Source organism: Roseobacter litoralis Och 149 (genome assembly GCF_000154785.2).
Classification (GTDB): Bacteria; Pseudomonadota; Alphaproteobacteria; order Rhodobacterales; family Rhodobacteraceae; genus Roseobacter; species Roseobacter litoralis.
Map to the genome: position 1 here is coordinate 1,097,388 of NC_015730.1, position 16,429 is coordinate 1,113,816.

The following is a 16,429-nucleotide window of genomic DNA, read 5'->3' on the forward strand; positions in this document are numbered from 1 at the left end:
AGAACGGGACTCTAGAATGAATAGGAGAATACAAATGGCTGCCTTGCTTGACACAATTGACCCCGATGGCCTTGAAGAGTTTTCGGTTGTGTTCACCGACCGGTCGTTGAACTCCATGAGCGCTGCTTTTCAGCAGGTGATGAACGACATTTCTGGTATGCTCAAAGACGTCTACAGTGCGGACGCGGTGGTGATCATCCCGGGCGGCGGGACTTTCGGGATGGAAGCGGTCGCCCGGCAATTCGCGCGCAATGCGGACGTATTGGTGGTGCGTAATGGCTGGTTTTCTTACCGCTGGAGCCAGATTTTCGAAACAGGTGGATTGACGTCGGGGGCCACGGTTCTCAAGGCACGCCAGACCGGAAACGCCAGCCCATCCCCCTTTGCACCGACGCCAATCGAAGAGGTTGTCGCGACCATTCGCGAGCAAAAACCGGATGTGGTTTTTGCACCGCACGTTGAGACAAGTGCGGGTGTCATTCTGCCGGATGACTATGTCACCGCGATGGCGGCCGCCGCGCATGAGGTCGGCGCGTTGATGGTTCTGGACTGCATCGCGTCGGGCTGCGCGTGGATTGATATGCGCAAAACCGGTGTCGATGTGCTGATTTCAGCGCCGCAGAAAGGCTGGTCCGCGTCCCCGTCGGCGGGGCTTGTGATGCTGTCGGACCGTGCCGTGGCACGCTTGGCCGAGACGCAGTCGGACAGTTTTGCGATTGATCTGGGCAAGTGGCACAGCATCATGCAGGCCTATGAAAATGGCGGGCATGCCTATCACGCGACAATGCCTACGGATGCGTTGCGCGCGTTCCGCGACACAATGTTGGAAACGCGGGAGTACGGTTTTGAGCGCCTGAAGGATGCACAATGGGACCTTGGCAACCGGGTGCGCGACATGCTGGCCGCAAAAGGGGTCGTTTCGGTCGCGGCGGATGGGTTTGGCGCACCGGGCGTCGTGGTCAGCTATACCGCCGATCCGGATATCCAGAATGGCAAGAAGTTCATGGCGCAGGGCATGCAGATCGCGGCGGGTGTGCCGCTTCAGTGCGATGAACCGGCTGATTTCAGAACATTCCGTCTGGGGCTCTTTGGGCTAGACAAGCTTTATGACGTCGATGGGACCCTTGCCCGCCTGTCGCGGGTGCTGGACGACGTTATCTGACGCCAAGTCCCATCTGCATCAGGGTGCGCCGGACGGGACCGAGCGCATATAGGGCATTCAACCCCATGGCACGCGCGTCTCTCAGGGCGGGCGTGTGCACTTGACTGGCACGGTTCAGCAGGTCAATCCCGCGCACCCGCAGGGCAATATCGTTATCGCGTGCCTTGTGATACGCATCCAGCATCTTGCGATCACCAAGCCCCTCTGGGCGTTCCTGCGCAAGCGCCAGCAGCGTCGATGTATCGGCAAGGCTCATGTTCAGACCTTGCGCCCCGATGGGCGGCACAACGTGGGCCGCTTCGGCGATCAACGCGAGGCGCTCACCGGACAGGCGGTCGGCTTTTTGCGTGATGATCGGCCAGATCGTGCGGTGGGAGGCGAGAGATAGCGGACCGAATAAATAGCAACTGCGCTCAGACATCTCTTCTTCGAAGCGCTCCACTTCGCTATGGAAACGCTGTTGGCTCACGGGGCCGTCATCCATCCAGACCACCGCCGACGATGGCATCCCCTCATGATCCGGAAGCGGTACAAGGGTGAACGGGCCGCCCGTGCGATGTATTTCGGTCGATACGTTTTCATGGGGGATCGGATGTTTTACGGCAAATGCCAGCGCTTTTTGCCCATAGCGGGTGGTGCTTACCGGGATACCTGCGGCTTCGCGCATGCGCGAGGCGCGCCCATCCGCGGCCACCACCAGTTTGGCGCGCACGCGCGATCCATCCGTCAATCCGACACGGGCCTCGTTTTCCCGCGTGAACAGGGATTTCGTTCCTGTGCCGGGGCGGAAATCGACATTTGGCAATTCAGTCAGCCGCTCCACCATTTCGCGGCGCAGCAGCCAATTGGGCAGGTTCCAACCAAAAGGCAGATCCGACACATCCGAGGCGTTGAAGTCTTTTGTCATGCGCGCTTGTGGCTCTGGCCCGCCAGCATCCACGATGCGCATGACCTGCAAGGGGGAGGCGTGCGGCGCTAGCCGGTCCCACAGGCCCGCAGCGGTTAACACCTCGCGTGCGGGCTGCAACATGGCGGTTGAACGCATATCAGCCTTTAGATCGGCACGATCGGTGATCGGCGGGGAAGGATCAACACAGATCACATCAAAACCTGCGGTGCCGAACGCGGCTGCCGCCGTAAGCCCTGCGATACCACCACCCGATATCAGAATATCACACGTTAGATCTGTCATAGCATTCCCGTTCCGTTACGCCCGGAATATCCGGATCAGATCTGGATGACCATCACGAACCTAGGCCCAGGTAATGAAGAGAAGAGTCACAAAAATGATCGGCACCAGCGCGAGGGCCGGCAGGTAAAGACCGGGCAACCCGAATATCAACGCAGACGACAGCCAGAGGCTTACAAAACCGATCAGCGCGAACCAGACGTTGTTTTTATCCCCGAAAAGAAGGTCTTTTGCGATCCAGCCGATGATGGGAAGCGCGAAAAACATCCGCTGCCAAAGCGGCAATCGGGTCGGTGTGGCAGCAAGGCTCATTAAACTCTCCTGTTTGGTCTAATTGGTAGATAGGATGCCCGCTGCACTGCGGAATGAGCCTGATTGTCGCATTTGGTCGGTTAAATTATCCTTGCCAGGAACCCGCTTAAATCATCGGTGTGGAAATGGATGTGATCGCCGTTGTCCGCTTGATCTGCCACATGGACCGTGCGCATGCCCATGGCATGTGGTGCCTTGAGGTTGCGGGGGTCATCTTCGAACATGGCGGCGGTCTTGGTTTGCACGCCATCTCTGGCAAATACTTTTTCGAAGGCTGCATGGTCCGGTTTGGGCATGAAGTCCGCATGTTCAACGCCGTAAACCGCATCAAAGACGCCTGCTAACCCGCGCGCCTCCAACACCCTTTCGGCGTAGGGTGCGCAGCCGTTAGTGTAAACGATGCGCCGCCCGGGAAGGGCGCGAATGTTTTTCGCCAGTTGCGGATCAGGTGACAGGCGATCCAGCGGGATATCATGTACATCCGTCAGGTAGGGGCCCGGATCGACATCATGTTCGCGCATGAGACCTGCAAGTGTTGTGCCATGTTCCGCCCAATACTGTTTGCGCAAGTGATCTGCCTGCTGCTCCTCAACCCCAAGCGCTTGCATGACATATGCGGTCATGCGCACCTCGATGAGATCAAACAAACGGGCAGATGGGGGGTATAGCGTGTGGTCAAGATCAAAGACCCAGTGGCGCACATCCGAAAAAGCAGCTTTAACCATCCGCTAGTCCTAAAAGCTCAGGAGAGCCAAGGCAAGTGTGCAGGGCTTGCGTGTCGCCTTGTGGCGTCGTTAAGATGAAAAGAGAGAAACGAAAGGCCACCTCAGACCATGCAAAAGCCTCAGAATACAGATGCCTATTCGATGATCCTCGAAGCGATTGACCTCGGGATTTACAGGCCGGGCAGCAGGCTGGTCGAAAGCGAGCTTGCAGAGCGTTTCGGTGTCTCGCGTACGCCAATCCGCGAAGCGCTGCAGCGCCTTGAGACGCAGTCCTTGCTGGCACGGGATGGTCGAAGCCTGATTGTCGCGTCTTTGGATCACAATCAGATGGCGGAATTGTATGTCGTGCGCCGTGAGCTGGAAGGTCTGGCGGCGCGATTGGCCGCGCAACATGCAACGCCGGAAGAGGTCCGCATTCTGCGCGAGATGGTTGAGGCCGACAATGCTCTTATTGATGATCCGGTCGCTTTGGCGCGGGCGAATCGGCGGTTTCACAAGCAGGTGCATCTTGCCTCGCACAACAGATATCTGGTGCAGCAACTTGATCTGGTGCATCGCACGATGGCGTTGATGGCGACGACGTCGCTGGCAGCGCAGGGTCGCGGCGCGATTGCGCAGGCAGAACATGACGGGATCGTGCGTGCCATTGAGGAAAAGAACGAAGAAGCGGCCTATGTGGCCCTCAGAGACCACATTTCCGTGGCGTTCATAACGCGACTAAAGCAGGATGCAAAACGCCGCGAGGAAGAGGTCTAGCAACCGTCTTCCAAACCCGGTTTTCGAGGATTTGGGTCGGTTTGTGCGCTCACGCCGTGTTGGGTTTTATCCCAGAAGAAGGGCGCGCGCACCAGTTCCCACAAGGCTTTGTACGCAGCGACCGTGCCAAGTGTAAAATAGAACATCATGGTGGGTACGAAGGGGATCAGGTGACGGTGTCCTTTTCCGGAGACCGCCACCACGCCCAAGGCGAGGCTGAGGGCTTCGGTGGTAATAAAAAACCCGGCAAGCCCCCACATGATTGGTGCGCCCAGGGTCATGGTCACGGGATGGGCCACGCCAAAAAAAGTGAGCCAGAAGCTCCACAATACGGGGGCTGCTGCAAACTGCGACACAGCGGCAAGAAAAATGGTCTGCACGCCCATGAACCGCCAGAAGCCCAGATCGCGCAAAAGCGCGCCGGGGCGGCGCATATGGACAAAATAGGTGATCATGAAGCCCTTGAGCCATCGGGAACGCTGTCGCACCCACGCCCATGGTCGGCTGGTGGCCTCCTCGCGCGTGACGGTGGGCAAGAGTTCTGTTTTGTAGCCATGCCGCGCGAGCCGTACGCCCAAATCGGCATCTTCGGTTACGTTATGCGCGTCCCAGCCGCCCAGTTCCTCAAGTGCTGAGCGTTTGAAGAACAAGGTTGTGCCCCCTAACGGCACCACAAGGCCCAAGCGGGCAATGCCCGGCATAACGATGCGCCACCACATGGCGTATTCGATTGTAAAACAGCGTGCGAGCCATGAGCTGCGCGAATTGTAATAATCCAAAATGCCTTGCAAACAGACGACGTTATCGGAGGCGGTGTTGAAGCGTGTGACGACTTTCTCGATCTGGTCGGCTTCGGGCCAGTCCTCAGCGTCCCAGACACCGATGATTGATCCCTTGCAAAAGTCGAGCGCATAGTTGAGCGCGCGCGGCTTGGTGGTCAGCCCGCCCGCCTCGGGGACTTCAATCACGCTCATCCAGTCGGGCAGTTCAGTGCGTTTGATCGTCTCTCGCGTGAGGGTGTCGCCCTCTTCGAGTATGAGCACAACGTTCAAAAGGGATTTGGGATAGGTCAATTGGCTGAGACGTGCGATCAACTGTCCGGCGATTTCCTTTTCCTTGAGTAAGGGGACCAGAACGGACACACGCGGCATGCGAAACGGCTTGAAGTCTACAGGAGGAGCGTGCGCCGATTGTCCGCTCCTGAGGTAAATGAACAACGCAGCAGCTTTTAAAGTGCTGGTCATCAACAGCGTGATGATCGCGCAGAGGGCCAGCACAGTGATGGACCAAGACGGGGCAAAAACCAGCGATGCCGCCAGCAGACAAAAGGCGGCGGCCGCCCAGATCAGACGGTGACGCCCGCGACCTGCCCAACTGCGGCAACTTTCCTCCACAGGGACACGCGAGGCGGCCCCTTGCGCCAACTCACTGCCATAAAGACGGCTCTGATGGGCTTGAATTTGTGCGTCATCAACAATGACGGGAAAAAGCTGTCGCTCCTGAGGACCGCAGGCTTCCAGCAACTGCGTAAACCCCGTCGGGCTGCTGGTGGCGACATAAAGCGCCCGCGCGTCTTCGCGCCATGGAACCACGCCATAGCGCAGACACAGCGAAGCAGGCAGTCGGTTTGCCATCTCCATGGCCGGCGGCTCCAGCTCCAGATCGGCGCCTTCTGCCCTTGCCTGTGCGGCCAGCGCACTCAACACATCCTTTTTGTTGATCAGCCCTTCGGAGATCATGATGTCACCCAATGGCGCATCGATGCGACGCTGCAAATTCAACGCATGGGTCAGGTCGTTTGGCGCAATCTTGCCCCGGTCCACCAACAGGCGGCCAATGGGAGGATGCGTTACGGGGGGCGCGTTGGATTTGTTGTCAGACAAACGCAGGTGAATGTCATTCATCGTCGATTGCCTTGCATCGTTAGAGGACGATGCAGTCTTGCAGATCGCAGTTAATGAACTGTTACCGAAAACAGTGCGTGGATATTTCTGTTAATCCGCATCGCGGCGCCAATCAGTTGGTTGGGGCACTTTCACTCTGCCCAAGGTCTGCGAATTTTTGGCAACGAACCATCACTCTGAAATAGTCATATATGCTTAACATGCCTTTACTTCTGCAGTTCACCGCCGATGTGACTGACAGCGTTCAGCGAGCCAAATGGCAGGAAAACCTTGGTGCGACGTCTCATTTGGAACTGCAAATTATCGCGTCTAAATCTGTTAGGAGGATGCGAAAGCGCAGATCGGGGCCGAGAGGCGGTCATCACCCGAGATCCGTCAGGCGGCACATGTTCGGATGCGGCGGCAATACAAACAAAGGGTGCGCTTGGTCGCGCGCCTGCAATAATCGCGCCAGTGCTATCCAGTGTAACCGTTACGCGGTCACCGAGACACTCCGGCAAATACGAATTTCAGGTGTGCAGGGGTCTCGTGGCCCCCTATAGGTTGATGGCTATAAAGGTTAAAACCGTAAGCCATCGCCAACGGCCAAAACACGACATTGCACAGGTTGTACCGTCGGACGTCAAAGGCTCGAACCAATGCTCACATTCAAGCGCCCTCGCGTTGAAATATGGATCATTCAACCCAAAGCGCAGGTGCGCAACGACCTAAGCGGCCCGATCTGCCATCGCTTTGGCGAAACGTTCGAAAAGATAATAGCTGTCCTGTGGGCCCGGGCTTGCCTCGGGGTGGTGCTGCACGGACCAGACAGGCCGACCATCCATGCGAATGCCACAGTTGGACCCGTCAAACAGCGATGTATGCGTTTCAACGACCCCATCCGGTAACGTCTGCGCATCAACGGCAAAGCCGTGATTCATCGACGTGATTTCCACTTTCCCGGTGTCATGATCTTTGACCGGGTGATTGGCCCCGTGATGTCCGTGGTTCATCTTGATGGTTTGTGCGCCAAGCGCCAATGCCAGCATCTGGTGGCCCAGACAAATCCCGAAGACCGGAAGGTCCGTGTTATCCAACACGCCTCGAATCATGGGCACCGCATACTTACCTGTTGCCGCCGGATCACCCGGCCCGTTGGACAGAAAAACACCGTCCGGCTTGTGTGCAAGCACATCCTCATATGTCGCCGTTGCTGGCAGCACCGTCACATCGCAGCCGGCACTTGCAAGGCAGCGCAGGATGTTGCGCTTGGCGCCGTAATCAACCGCGACGACCTTATGCTTCGGCTCGGTTTGCGCGGTGTAGCCTTCGGGCCAGGCCCACCGCATTTCATTCCAGTGATAGGACTGTGCGCAGGTGACTTCCTTGGCGAGATCAACGCCTTCCAGCCCGCTGAAACCGCGCGCAGCAGCGACGAGCGCTTCAACATCCAGATTGCCGCTCGGATCATGGGCCAGCGCCACATGGGGCGCGCCGGACTGACGGATCGCGCGCGTCAGACGCCGGGTGTCGACGCCGCCTATGGCGATTCGTCCTCTGGCCGTAAGCCAATCGTCGATATGCTGAATGGCCCGCCAGTTTGACGGCTCTGTGGGCATCCACTTAACCACCATTCCCGCTGCTACAGGGTCGGCGGTTTCGTCATCCTGCGGGTTCACACCCACGTTGCCGATGTGCGGAAAGGTAAATGTGACGACCTGCCCGGCATAGGAAGGGTCCGTCATGATCTCCTGATAGCCGGTCATGGCCGTGTTGAAGCAAAGCTCCGCCACGGTTTGGCCTGTTGCACCAAATCCCATCCCGTAAAACAGGGTGCCATCCGCAAGAGCCAGACAGGCGGTTGGACGCTCGGACGCGGGGACAGTCATGGGATGACCTTTCTGCAAAAGGATGCCGACGAAATCTGGCGATACCTAGACGGGCGGACAGATCGGGTCAAGCGGATTGGCACGTGCTGGCTGCGCTTGTGACGCGACCGACATGACGCAGCGGCGGGTGTTGCGGCGGCGCCGGGCTTTGGGTAATGTCTGCCCCTTACCGCGCCCGTTCGGCAACAGGACAATCGGCGCGGGACAGTCAAAAAGGAATGTGAGCGATGGATTTGCGCACGAAGGTTTCGACCGCGTTGAAACAGGCGATGAAAGACAAGGCAGCGGACCGTCTATCGACGCTGCGCCTTATCAATGCTGCTATCAAGGACAAGGATATTGCAGCGCGTGCCGTCGGGAACGACGAAGGCGTTGGCGATGCAGAGGTTCTTGCGATCCTCGGCAAAATGGCGAAGCAACGGCTCGAGAGTGCGCGCGCCTACGAAGAGGGCGGGCGCCTTGATCTTGCAGAGCGGGAACGTCAGGAAGTCACCGTCATCGAAGAATTTTTGCCACGACAACTGTCTGACGATGAAGCGGCAGTCGCCGTGGATGCGGCGATTGCCGAAATAGGCGCCGAGAGCATTCGTGACATGGGCAAAGTGATGGGTGTGCTGAAAGGCAAGTACACCGGCCAAATGGATTTCGGGAAAATTGGTCCGACCGTCAAAGAACGTTTGAGCTGATCAGGTTTTGACCCGAAACGGTCGACCGCGGAGCAACTGCTTGATACGGCGCACCAATTTTTCAAAGTTTATCAGTTTGATCTGCACCTGCACGGGTTTCGGTGTGAACTCTGGATCCCACCGCCCCAAACGCAGCCGTAACAGTGTGTATTCGTCGTAGGAGTACATAAGCGCCCTTTCTCTTTTTCACTGTTGTCGCACAAGCCTGCTGACAGCACGTTGTCAGCAGGGAGTGATAAGGTGTCAGCAGTGACGAGAGGGGTGCACCATGGCCAGATCTGACCGCCTGTTCGAAATTATCCAGCTTTTGCGGGCAGCCCCGCGCCCGTTGACAGCGGATGCGCTGGCGGTGCGTCTGGAGGTGTCCAAGCGAACGGTCTATCGTGACATAGCGACCTTGCAGGCACGCCAGACGCCCATCGATGGCGCACCGGGTATCGGGTACATGATGCGTGCGGGGTATGACTTGCCGCCGCTGAATTTTGATGCCGATGAAATCGACGCGCTGCGGGTGGGGCTGGCGATGCTGGTGCGCACCGGGGACAGTGGGCTTGAGGCGGCGGCCAAGAGTATTCACCAGAAGGTTGATGCGCTGCACGGTCCTGCCGACTGGCTGCAGGTGTCCCCGTGGGGCGCACCGCGCGATGATCCGTCAAAGGGGTGCGTGTCGATTGCGTCACTGCGATCTGCCATCCGTGATGCGAGAAAGCTCAAACTCACCTATCGCAGTGGTGAGGGCACGGACACAATACGCGTTATCCGCCCACTTGCGCTGATCTATCATCTGGAATGCGTGATGGTCGCAGGGTGGTGTGAGTTACGCACCGGCTTCCGTCATTTTCGGACAGATCGCATCTATGAATGTACTGTTCTTGAGGATCGCTTTGCGGAACAGTCGGGTTTGCTGCGCCATCTCTGGGGCGAAGAAAACCAGTGGGGCGGACCCAGAGCGTCTGACGAGATGCCAAAAACATCGCATATCCCCTAACGCGTTGAAATTATTGATTTCAGGCGGCGGTGGATTAGTCAGGTTTTTCCGGATGACGCTTTAGCGCCGCCACGCGCGTTGCAGCTCATCATAGAGCGCGACACGCTCTTCTTCGCTGAGGAAGGCGCCGATTTCCACCTCGCGTCCCATGCCTTTGAGGGTCACGTAATGCGGGATCGGTCCGTCCTTTTCGTATTTGGTGATGGTGGTCCAATAGCGGTTGCAATCCCACTCCCGCGTGGCGCCTGTGGGCTCCGTTCGGATCAGATGTGCCTCCTCGTCATTGAGGGTCAGAACCTCAACGATATTGCGGGCTTTTCGGTTGCGTTGCAGGGCATGATATATGCCCCAGACAGCCAATAAAACAAAGGGCAGGAGGCCCCATAGCACAGGCGAGCCGAGCATCGTCACCACGGGGATCAGGATCATTGCGAAAGTGGCCATCACAAAGGCGGCCATCCCCTGCGGGGGCAGCGAATTATGCGGCCACAGACGCAACGTCTGCGGGGTCTCGTCGGGCTGTGAAATCCATTGATAGGGCATGATGGGACGTCAGTCTGGTTGCGGGTGAGATAACCGGGGGTGTTGCTATATCGATGTTTACCGCAGGGGCGGGGCGCGGCGCAATGCGGCACGCAGACCACAGGGGTGCGACGTGGTTTTTCGCTGATGGCGCGGGCGTCTCTTGAGGCCGTCACATCAGCAAAATGGTCTGTCGGTATGACGTCGGTGTCACGTCGGTATTGCGTCGGAGCCTGCGGGGTAGGTCGGGGCGATGTGTCAGTGGTAAACTGCGGGTGACCCGGAATGTGAAAAAGCCCCGGCGGTGCGGGGCTTTTCCTGGAAGTTTCTGACGTGTGCCTTAGTGGCTGTGCTGCTTGTCCCAGTCTTCCTGCTTTGGAAGCTGCTCGAACGTGTGCTCGGGCGGTGGGGAGGGCAGGGTCCATTCCAGCGTATCCGCGTATTCGTTCCACGGGTTCGCTTCGGTGCATTTGCGGCCCCACTTCAAGCTGTAGGCGATGACGCCAAAGAAGAAGAGGAAGGAGGCAAAGGACAGGAACGCGCCCCAGCTTGACCACAGGTTCCAGTAGGCGAAGGCCTCAGGATAGTCGATGTAACGACGTGGCATGCCCTGACGACCCAGGAAGTGCTGCGGGAAGAAGGTCAGGTTTGCGCCGATGAACATCGTCCAGAAGTGCAGCTTGCCGGCCCATTCAGGATACATCTTGCCAGTCATCTTGGGGAAGTAGAAGTAAATCCCGGCGAAGATGGCGAAGACAGCCCCCAGCGACATCACGTAGTGGAAGTGTGCCACGACGTAGTAGGTGTCGTGGTAGTAGCGGTCCACGGCGGCCTGCGACAGCACGATGCCGGTCACACCGCCCACGGTGAAGAGGAAGAGAAAGCCAAAGGCCCAGAGCATGGGTGTTTTGAATTCCACCGATCCGCCCCACATGGTCGCGATCCAGCTGAACACCTTGACCCCTGTGGGCACCGCAATGACCATCGTGGCCAGCATGAAGTAGGCCTGCTGGTTGAGGGACATGCCCACGGTGTACATGTGGTGCGCCCAGACGACGAAACCCAAGGCACCGATGGCGATGATCGCCCAGACCATCGGCAGGTAGCCGAAGATCGGTTTGCGCGCGAAGGTCGCGATCACATGGGAGATGATGCCAAAGCCGGGCAGGATGATGATGTAGACCTCTGGGTGGCCAAAGAACCACAGGATGTGCTGGTACAGCACCGGGTCACCGCCGCCAGAGGGATCAAAGAAGGTAAAGCCGAAATTGCGATCCATCAGCAACATGGTGATCGCGCCCGCCAGAACCGGCAGGGACAACAGGATCAGCCAGCTTGTGACAAAGATCGACCAGCTGAACAGCGGCACTTTGAACAGGGTCATGCCGGGGGCACGCATGTTCAGGAATGTCGTGATCATGTTGATCGCACCAAGGATCGAGGAGGCGCCCGAGACGTGGACCGCGAAAATCGCGAGATCCATCGAATACCCGCCCTCGTTCGTGGACAGCGGTGGATAGAGTACCCAGCCAACGCCCGAACCGGCCTGATCATTACCACCCGGTGCAAGGACCGAGCAGATCGCCAAGGCGGTGCCTGCGACATACATCCAGAAGGACAGGTTGTTCATCCGCGGGAAGGCCATATCCGGCGCGCCGATCTGCAACGGCATGAAATAGTTGCCAAATCCGCCGAAGAGCGCCGGAATGACCACAAAGAACATCATTAGAATACCGTGACCGGTGATCAAAACATTCCAAAGGTGTCCGTTGGGTGTACAGAGCGCATCGCTGGCGAACATACGCGCGCCTTCCATACACATGTACTGAACGCCCGGCTCCATCAGCTCGAGGCGCATGTAAACGGTAAAGGCTACTGATACGAACCCGACAAACGCGGATGTGATCAGATAGAGAATACCAATGTCTTTGTGGTTGGTGGACATGAACCAGCGAGTGAAAAACCCGCGTTCGTCTTGATGGTCGTGCCCGTGAATGGCTGCGTCTGCCATGCGGTGCCTCCTGATTGTGTGTTTGTCCAGGCCGGGGTTCCCGTTCCGACCATAGATTCACCTCGGTTTTAGAGTGTGTTGTGCCAAGGAGCAATGATCCTAATGCCGCACGTGTAAGATAAAATGAAAATTCCTGCGGCCACGCAAACGGATCGGGTCGTTATCCTTCGCATTTGCCTTAATACCGGTGGGTATTCGTGGCGATTCGACCCCGGCAGCCTTGGGTTTTAACGCAACCTTTACCCCCAAGGTGTCAATCTGATGCCCCGACCATGTCCGCGGTCAACAAGAGTATGGGTATAGAGGATGATCTCCATGGCACTGGCACAAATCCCCTGGCAGTATGAATCCTCCAGCGTGATCGATGCGGACAGCGTGACCTTCTTGCGCCAGATCGTGGCGCTGGTGCCGGGCATCATTTATGTGTTCAATCATGAGACCATGAGCAACGAATACTCCAACCGGAGCATCGCGGAATTGCTCGGGTATTCGCCGGAGGACATCAAGGCGATGGGCGATGATTTACTGCCAACCATCATACACGATGATGATTTCGATCGCATTGCCGGCAATGTGGCCGAAATGCAGGACTTGGCCGATCATGAGCAAGCGGTTTGGGAGTATCGGGCAATCGCACGCGATGGTCATGAGGTCTGGCTGCGTTCGATTGAGACGGTTTTCACACGGGCGGCAGATGGGGGCGTGTTGCGCCACATCGGCATCGCGTTCGACATCACGGCAGAGAAAACAGCCGAAGCGAACTTGCACGAGGTGAATGCCGCGTTAAAGCAACAGCTCGTCGATGGCGCTGACAGTATATAGGGTTTGCAGCGGGTGATCTGAGGGGGCGTTTGTCAGCGCGCGTGGTGTCGGGAGTTTTCCCTCATGCGCGGGCAGGGGTTTTGTCGCCCTTGGTCAGAGGGCGAAACCGGGTGATGTGGTACATATTCCGATGGGACGGTACCTCGGCGTGCGGCGCGGTGTCGGACATGACGAAAGGGCAGCGTTTTAAGTGGCTGAATTACGAATCGCGCCACTTCACCGGCTGCAGGGGGCCTGCGAAGACCTCACCGAATTCCTGCATAAGTGCGGTATCCAGATCGTTCATCGTCACAGGCAGCCCCAGATCCACAAGGCTTGTAACGCCATGCTCGGATATTCCGCAGGGCACGATCCCGTTGAAATGACTCAAATCGGGTTCGACGTTGATGGAAACCCCATGAAAGGAAATCCATTTGCGCAGCCGAATACCGATGGCGGCAATCTTGTCCTGTGCAATTGCGCCGTTCGCGGTTTTGGGTTTTTCCGGTCGCTCCACCCAGACGCCGACGCGGCCTTGCTTGATTTCCCCCGTCACGTTGAACTGTGAAAGTGTCGAAATCACCCATCTTTCCAGTTGCTCAACGAATGCGCGCACATCCCGCCCGCGCGCGCCGACATCAAGCAGGGTGTAGGCCACGCGTTGACCGGGTCCATGATACGTATACTGCCCGCCCCTTTTGGTTGCATGAACAGGAAAGCGGTCCGGGTCGATCAGGTCCGATTCCTTTGCACTGGTCCCCGCCGTGTAGAGCGGAGGATGCTCCACCAGCCAGATGCATTCCGCCGCCCGGCCCTGGGCAATATCTGTCGCCCGCGTTTCCATCCAACGCTCCGCCGTGCGAAAATCGGTCAGGCCCTCAGAGATGATCCATTCCACCATACGCGCAGCCATACCGCAGCAGAGGCGGCGCGCAAAGGTCTGTCACGCAATCCCGTCTGTTCTCGTGGATTTTGGAAAAATGCAAAAATCACTCTTCACAAGGCTACCTTGGCAGGCTAAAGACCGCTGACCATTTATCGTGCGGATGTGGCGGAATGGTAGACGCGCAGCGTTGAGGTCGCTGTGGGGTAACACCCGTGGAAGTTCGAGTCTTCTCATCCGCACCATTTTCAAAAACTGGTCATTGATATGGCTTAAGGCCTTGAATGGTAAGGTAGTTTTTGGTGTTCTAAGTCCGTCTTTTCGATAATACTGAACGCGATCTGCTAAGGCCAGTTTTAGGACTGTTCTGCGCAAGGAAAGATCGCCTGTAGCCCATATTTTCCAAGGGCTTGCGAGGAATTTGAGGGAGAGTTCTAACATTTCTTCCAGGCCCTTGCTTGGCGCAGCAATTTGCGTGCGTCTTTTGCTCAAAATCTGCTTCTCGGTATCAAGCTTGGTGATGCGCGCTTCAAAAGCCGCAATCACGCGAGGGGCGCTCGCCTGGACGATGTTGTCCAGCAGCGCGTCGACTTCTTTATCGATTGCAGCAATTTGCTTTACCAGAGCGCGGTCTGCCTGTTTGGCCTGCTCGGTACGTTGACTCCACGCATCACGAAACATTGCTGTTGCGACCTGAACAAGCTTGTCTGTGGGCACTAGGCGGCGCAGAAAGCCTTCGAACGCAGTTTCTACTTTGTCCCGTGGCAGAGACTTGCCATAGCTGTCACATCCTCTGGTGTGACAAAGATAGTAGGGGTACCATCGAATCTGCATATACATTTCCGGCATGTTTCTTTCTCATGGTCGGTATCCTTTCACGTAAGACCATTGGCCACTGTCACGGTATTGCGGCCAGTCGGCATATTGGGGTGGAACGGGTTCGGTGATGATTTTGCGGTGTCGCTGGCCTAGCCATGTCGCAATTTCGACTGTGCCGGGCTTGGCGTGAAAAGGGTCGCCAAGGTATTTCCCGGCGAGGTCTCGACAAGTCCAGTATTTCGGAATCTGCGCGTAGAAGGGACGTTCGAGAACACCGGGCATAAAGACGTAGGCGCGGTCATTTTTTTCGTTGATGACCTCGTCAACGGAGCGCAGTTCTCTCGCCATTTTTTGCTGATGATTTATGAGCTGATCTTGATGTGCCGCTGTCATCGCCGCGTTGATGGGGTCGGCATAATGGAGTACCATGTCGAGCATGGCTTTTGACTTTGCCGCGCGGGCGCGTGTCTGCGTCGTGATATCATCAAAACTGAGTGTAATCTTGCCAAGTTGTCGACTGATCAACGCTGCTTGCTGAGTGGAGCGTGTTCCCATGTAAATGGCGGTGCCGCATGAATTTGGAATGACTTCGCTTGCGCCACGTTTCAGGTTTTCGAGTTGGCGCGTGGACTGCACCACATAGGCGGTGCGTATACCAAACCCCGCCGAAATCGTGGCCAAGGTTTCCGCCAGTGGCCACGCGCCGATATTGCCAATTTCATTGAGGCACCAAAACTGCGGGCGGGCCGTCGGTGCGCGCCGCTTGAAGACCAAAGCGCAAGTATAGAGCGCACGAATTACAGGCCCGCTGACCTCTGCATATTCCAGGTCTTCCATGATGCTGACCATTGCAGGTGGGCTGTTTTCGCGTGTCAGGTCAGAAAAACAAAAGTCAAATGGCGGCGATAATGCATCCCGCATTTGGCTGTCCATGAGACAAGTATAGCTGCGTGCAATTTCGTTTTTGATGCCCGCAAACCCGCCCGCATCAGAGTTGCCCTCGCGCAGTTTTCTGAGGTCAGTCGCAATCTCGCGAATTTCGGGTTCTGGCTGTATGGAGATTTCATACTCCATGTCCAGCCACTCTTCTGTGGCCGTTCCGAGTCCTGCGACTTTGTCCGCTATCTCAGGTAAAGTGACATTGCCATTCTTGCGAACCAGAGAGATGCTTACAGCGGCATTTAACTTTTGCGCCATGCCTTCAAAGTATGCTGCCTTGGGATCAGTGTAAGGTATCCAGCTTGCTGAACTAAGAAGCGCGTCTGCTACGAGTGTCGGCGAACTGGCCATTAAGTGTGACAAAGGATTTATGTGATGCGACGGCTGATCACGTTTGCGGCGGGGATTGAACGTATAAATCCTGCCCCCCTGCGTGACTTGTAGGCTCGCAATGGGGCTGTCCTGACCTTTCCAATCCATATTTATGATGTTGTGCGAGCCGTTCTTGTCACCGATTGCCCCGTCAACAAGCCATCTTGTAATGAGGTTTCCTTTGCCCGATCTCGCGCCGCCACACAGCAAAATTGCTGATTGCTGATCACTTCGGCATACGCGCCCAGCTTCATCAATGCCGACAAATGCGCCGTTCGAGCGGTTTAACCCCGCTTTTCGGCGCATGCGCGCATCACAAAAACCCGCCGACCCATGTCGGTGGCTCTCCATGTCTATCATTTGAATTCTTTTTGCGTTTTGTCCCGATGTTTGGGAGAAGGCGCTGGGGTTGGTGTTGGCGCACCGCTCCCAGCCAAACTATTGGTTGATATCTTGGGCGATCTCGCGAGAAATCTTGCGAGATCGCTTTCT

Annotated in this window: 14 protein-coding genes and 1 tRNA gene; 6 read left to right on the plus strand and 9 right to left on the minus strand. The window is 57.0% G+C overall.

Annotated features, from left to right (window positions below):
- Positions 1 to 34: 34 nt before the first annotated feature.
- Positions 35 to 1,162: an aminotransferase class V-fold PLP-dependent enzyme gene (locus RLO149_RS05070; RefSeq protein WP_013960999.1), complete on the plus strand. Its 1,128-nt coding sequence runs from the start codon at positions 35 to 37 to the stop codon at positions 1,160 to 1,162.
- Here RLO149_RS05070 and RLO149_RS05075 read toward each other — a convergent pair.
- The 3 genes from RLO149_RS05075 to RLO149_RS05085 form a co-directional block, all read right to left on the minus strand.
- Positions 1,155 to 2,354 carry a UbiH/UbiF family hydroxylase gene (locus RLO149_RS05075; protein ID WP_013961000.1) on the minus strand — a complete coding sequence of 400 codons (1,200 nt, stop codon included), beginning with the start codon at positions 2,352 to 2,354 and terminating at the stop codon, positions 1,155 to 1,157. The genes RLO149_RS05070 and RLO149_RS05075 overlap by 8 nt on opposite strands.
- Positions 2,355 to 2,414: 60 nt before the next feature.
- The gene (locus RLO149_RS05080; RefSeq protein ID WP_013961001.1) at positions 2,415 to 2,663 is read right to left on the minus strand and encodes a hypothetical protein; all 249 of its coding nucleotides are present in this window, start codon (positions 2,661 to 2,663) and stop codon (positions 2,415 to 2,417) included.
- A gap of 80 nt (positions 2,664 to 2,743) precedes the next feature.
- Complete coding sequence (locus tag RLO149_RS05085) at positions 2,744 to 3,388, minus strand: pyrimidine 5'-nucleotidase (protein WP_013961002.1); 645 nt, start codon at positions 3,386 to 3,388, stop codon at positions 2,744 to 2,746.
- A gap of 108 nt (positions 3,389 to 3,496) precedes the next feature.
- On the opposite strand from RLO149_RS05085, the gene RLO149_RS05090 reads away from it, so the two are divergent.
- Entirely contained in the window at positions 3,497 to 4,144 is a 648-nt protein-coding gene (locus tag RLO149_RS05090) for a GntR family transcriptional regulator (protein ID WP_013961003.1), read from the plus strand.
- Here RLO149_RS05090 and RLO149_RS05095 read toward each other — a convergent pair.
- Positions 4,141 to 6,048, minus strand: coding sequence for a glycosyltransferase (locus RLO149_RS05095; RefSeq protein ID WP_013961004.1), 1,908 nt, complete (start codon positions 6,046 to 6,048; stop codon positions 4,141 to 4,143). The genes RLO149_RS05090 and RLO149_RS05095 overlap by 4 nt on opposite strands.
- Positions 6,049 to 6,755: 707 nt before the next feature.
- Positions 6,756 to 7,916 (minus strand): glutamine-hydrolyzing carbamoyl-phosphate synthase small subunit, encoded by a 1,161-nt coding sequence (gene carA / locus RLO149_RS05100; RefSeq protein WP_013961006.1) that lies wholly within the window; start codon positions 7,914 to 7,916, stop codon positions 6,756 to 6,758.
- 227 nt (positions 7,917 to 8,143) lie between these two features.
- On the opposite strand from carA, the gene RLO149_RS05105 reads away from it, so the two are divergent.
- Entirely contained in the window at positions 8,144 to 8,602 is a 459-nt protein-coding gene (locus RLO149_RS05105) for a GatB/YqeY domain-containing protein (RefSeq protein ID WP_013961007.1), read from the plus strand.
- A 268-nt stretch (positions 8,603 to 8,870) separates the two neighbouring features.
- Entirely contained in the window at positions 8,871 to 9,590 is a 720-nt protein-coding gene (locus RLO149_RS05110; protein ID WP_013961008.1) for a helix-turn-helix transcriptional regulator, read from the plus strand.
- Positions 9,591 to 9,650: 60 nt separating this feature from the next.
- On the opposite strand, the gene RLO149_RS05115 is transcribed toward RLO149_RS05110, so the two are convergent.
- Together RLO149_RS05115 and ctaD are read right to left on the minus strand one after the other, a co-directional pair.
- Entirely contained in the window at positions 9,651 to 10,133 is a 483-nt protein-coding gene (locus RLO149_RS05115; protein ID WP_013961009.1) for a DUF2244 domain-containing protein, read from the minus strand.
- A gap of 319 nt (positions 10,134 to 10,452) precedes the next feature.
- Complete coding sequence (gene ctaD, locus RLO149_RS05120) at positions 10,453 to 12,123, minus strand: cytochrome c oxidase subunit I (RefSeq protein ID WP_013961010.1); 1,671 nt, start codon at positions 12,121 to 12,123, stop codon at positions 10,453 to 10,455.
- Positions 12,124 to 12,438: 315 nt separating this feature from the next.
- Between ctaD and RLO149_RS05125 the strand changes: the two genes are divergently transcribed.
- Positions 12,439 to 12,945, plus strand: coding sequence for a PAS domain-containing protein (locus RLO149_RS05125; RefSeq protein WP_158308138.1), 507 nt, complete (start codon positions 12,439 to 12,441; stop codon positions 12,943 to 12,945).
- 199 nt (positions 12,946 to 13,144) lie between these two features.
- Here RLO149_RS05125 and lipB read toward each other — a convergent pair whose 3' ends face one another.
- Complete coding sequence (gene lipB, locus RLO149_RS05130) at positions 13,145 to 13,837, minus strand: lipoyl(octanoyl) transferase LipB (RefSeq protein ID WP_308443335.1); 693 nt, start codon at positions 13,835 to 13,837, stop codon at positions 13,145 to 13,147.
- Between the two features lie 129 nt (positions 13,838 to 13,966).
- On the opposite strand from lipB, the gene RLO149_RS05135 reads away from it, so the two are divergent.
- A tRNA-Leu gene (locus RLO149_RS05135) sits at positions 13,967 to 14,052 on the plus strand.
- 613 nt (positions 14,053 to 14,665) lie between these two features.
- Here the strand turns inward: RLO149_RS05135 and RLO149_RS05145 are convergent.
- Complete coding sequence (locus RLO149_RS05145) at positions 14,666 to 16,297, minus strand: type IV secretory system conjugative DNA transfer family protein (RefSeq protein WP_044025213.1); 1,632 nt, start codon at positions 16,295 to 16,297, stop codon at positions 14,666 to 14,668.
- Between the last annotated feature and the right edge of the window lie 132 nt (positions 16,298 to 16,429).

Excerpts from the sequence above, each read along its gene's own strand:
- RLO149_RS05070 (WP_013960999.1), top strand. The coding sequence starts at position 35 with ATGGCTGCCTTGCTTGACACAATTGACCCCGATGGCCTTGAAGAGTTT.
- RLO149_RS05075 (WP_013961000.1), bottom strand. The coding sequence starts at position 2,354 with ATGACAGATCTAACGTGTGATATTCTGATATCGGGTGGTGGTATCGCA.
- RLO149_RS05080 (WP_013961001.1), bottom strand. The coding sequence starts at position 2,663 with ATGAGCCTTGCTGCCACACCGACCCGATTGCCGCTTTGGCAGCGGATG.
- RLO149_RS05085 (WP_013961002.1), bottom strand. The coding sequence starts at position 3,388 with ATGGTTAAAGCTGCTTTTTCGGATGTGCGCCACTGGGTCTTTGATCTT.
- RLO149_RS05090 (WP_013961003.1), top strand. The coding sequence starts at position 3,497 with ATGCAAAAGCCTCAGAATACAGATGCCTATTCGATGATCCTCGAAGCG.
- RLO149_RS05095 (WP_013961004.1), bottom strand. The coding sequence starts at position 6,048 with ATGAATGACATTCACCTGCGTTTGTCTGACAACAAATCCAACGCGCCC.
- carA (WP_013961006.1), bottom strand. The coding sequence starts at position 7,916 with ATGACTGTCCCCGCGTCCGAGCGTCCAACCGCCTGTCTGGCTCTTGCG.
- RLO149_RS05105 (WP_013961007.1), top strand. The coding sequence starts at position 8,144 with ATGGATTTGCGCACGAAGGTTTCGACCGCGTTGAAACAGGCGATGAAA.
- RLO149_RS05110 (WP_013961008.1), top strand. The coding sequence starts at position 8,871 with ATGGCCAGATCTGACCGCCTGTTCGAAATTATCCAGCTTTTGCGGGCA.
- RLO149_RS05115 (WP_013961009.1), bottom strand. The coding sequence starts at position 10,133 with ATGCCCTATCAATGGATTTCACAGCCCGACGAGACCCCGCAGACGTTG.
- ctaD (WP_013961010.1), bottom strand. The coding sequence starts at position 12,123 with ATGGCAGACGCAGCCATTCACGGGCACGACCATCAAGACGAACGCGGG.
- RLO149_RS05125 (WP_158308138.1), top strand. The coding sequence starts at position 12,439 with ATGGCACTGGCACAAATCCCCTGGCAGTATGAATCCTCCAGCGTGATC.
- lipB (WP_308443335.1), bottom strand. The coding sequence starts at position 13,837 with ATGGCTGCGCGTATGGTGGAATGGATCATCTCTGAGGGCCTGACCGAT.
- RLO149_RS05145 (WP_044025213.1), bottom strand. The coding sequence starts at position 16,297 with ATGATAGACATGGAGAGCCACCGACATGGGTCGGCGGGTTTTTGTGAT.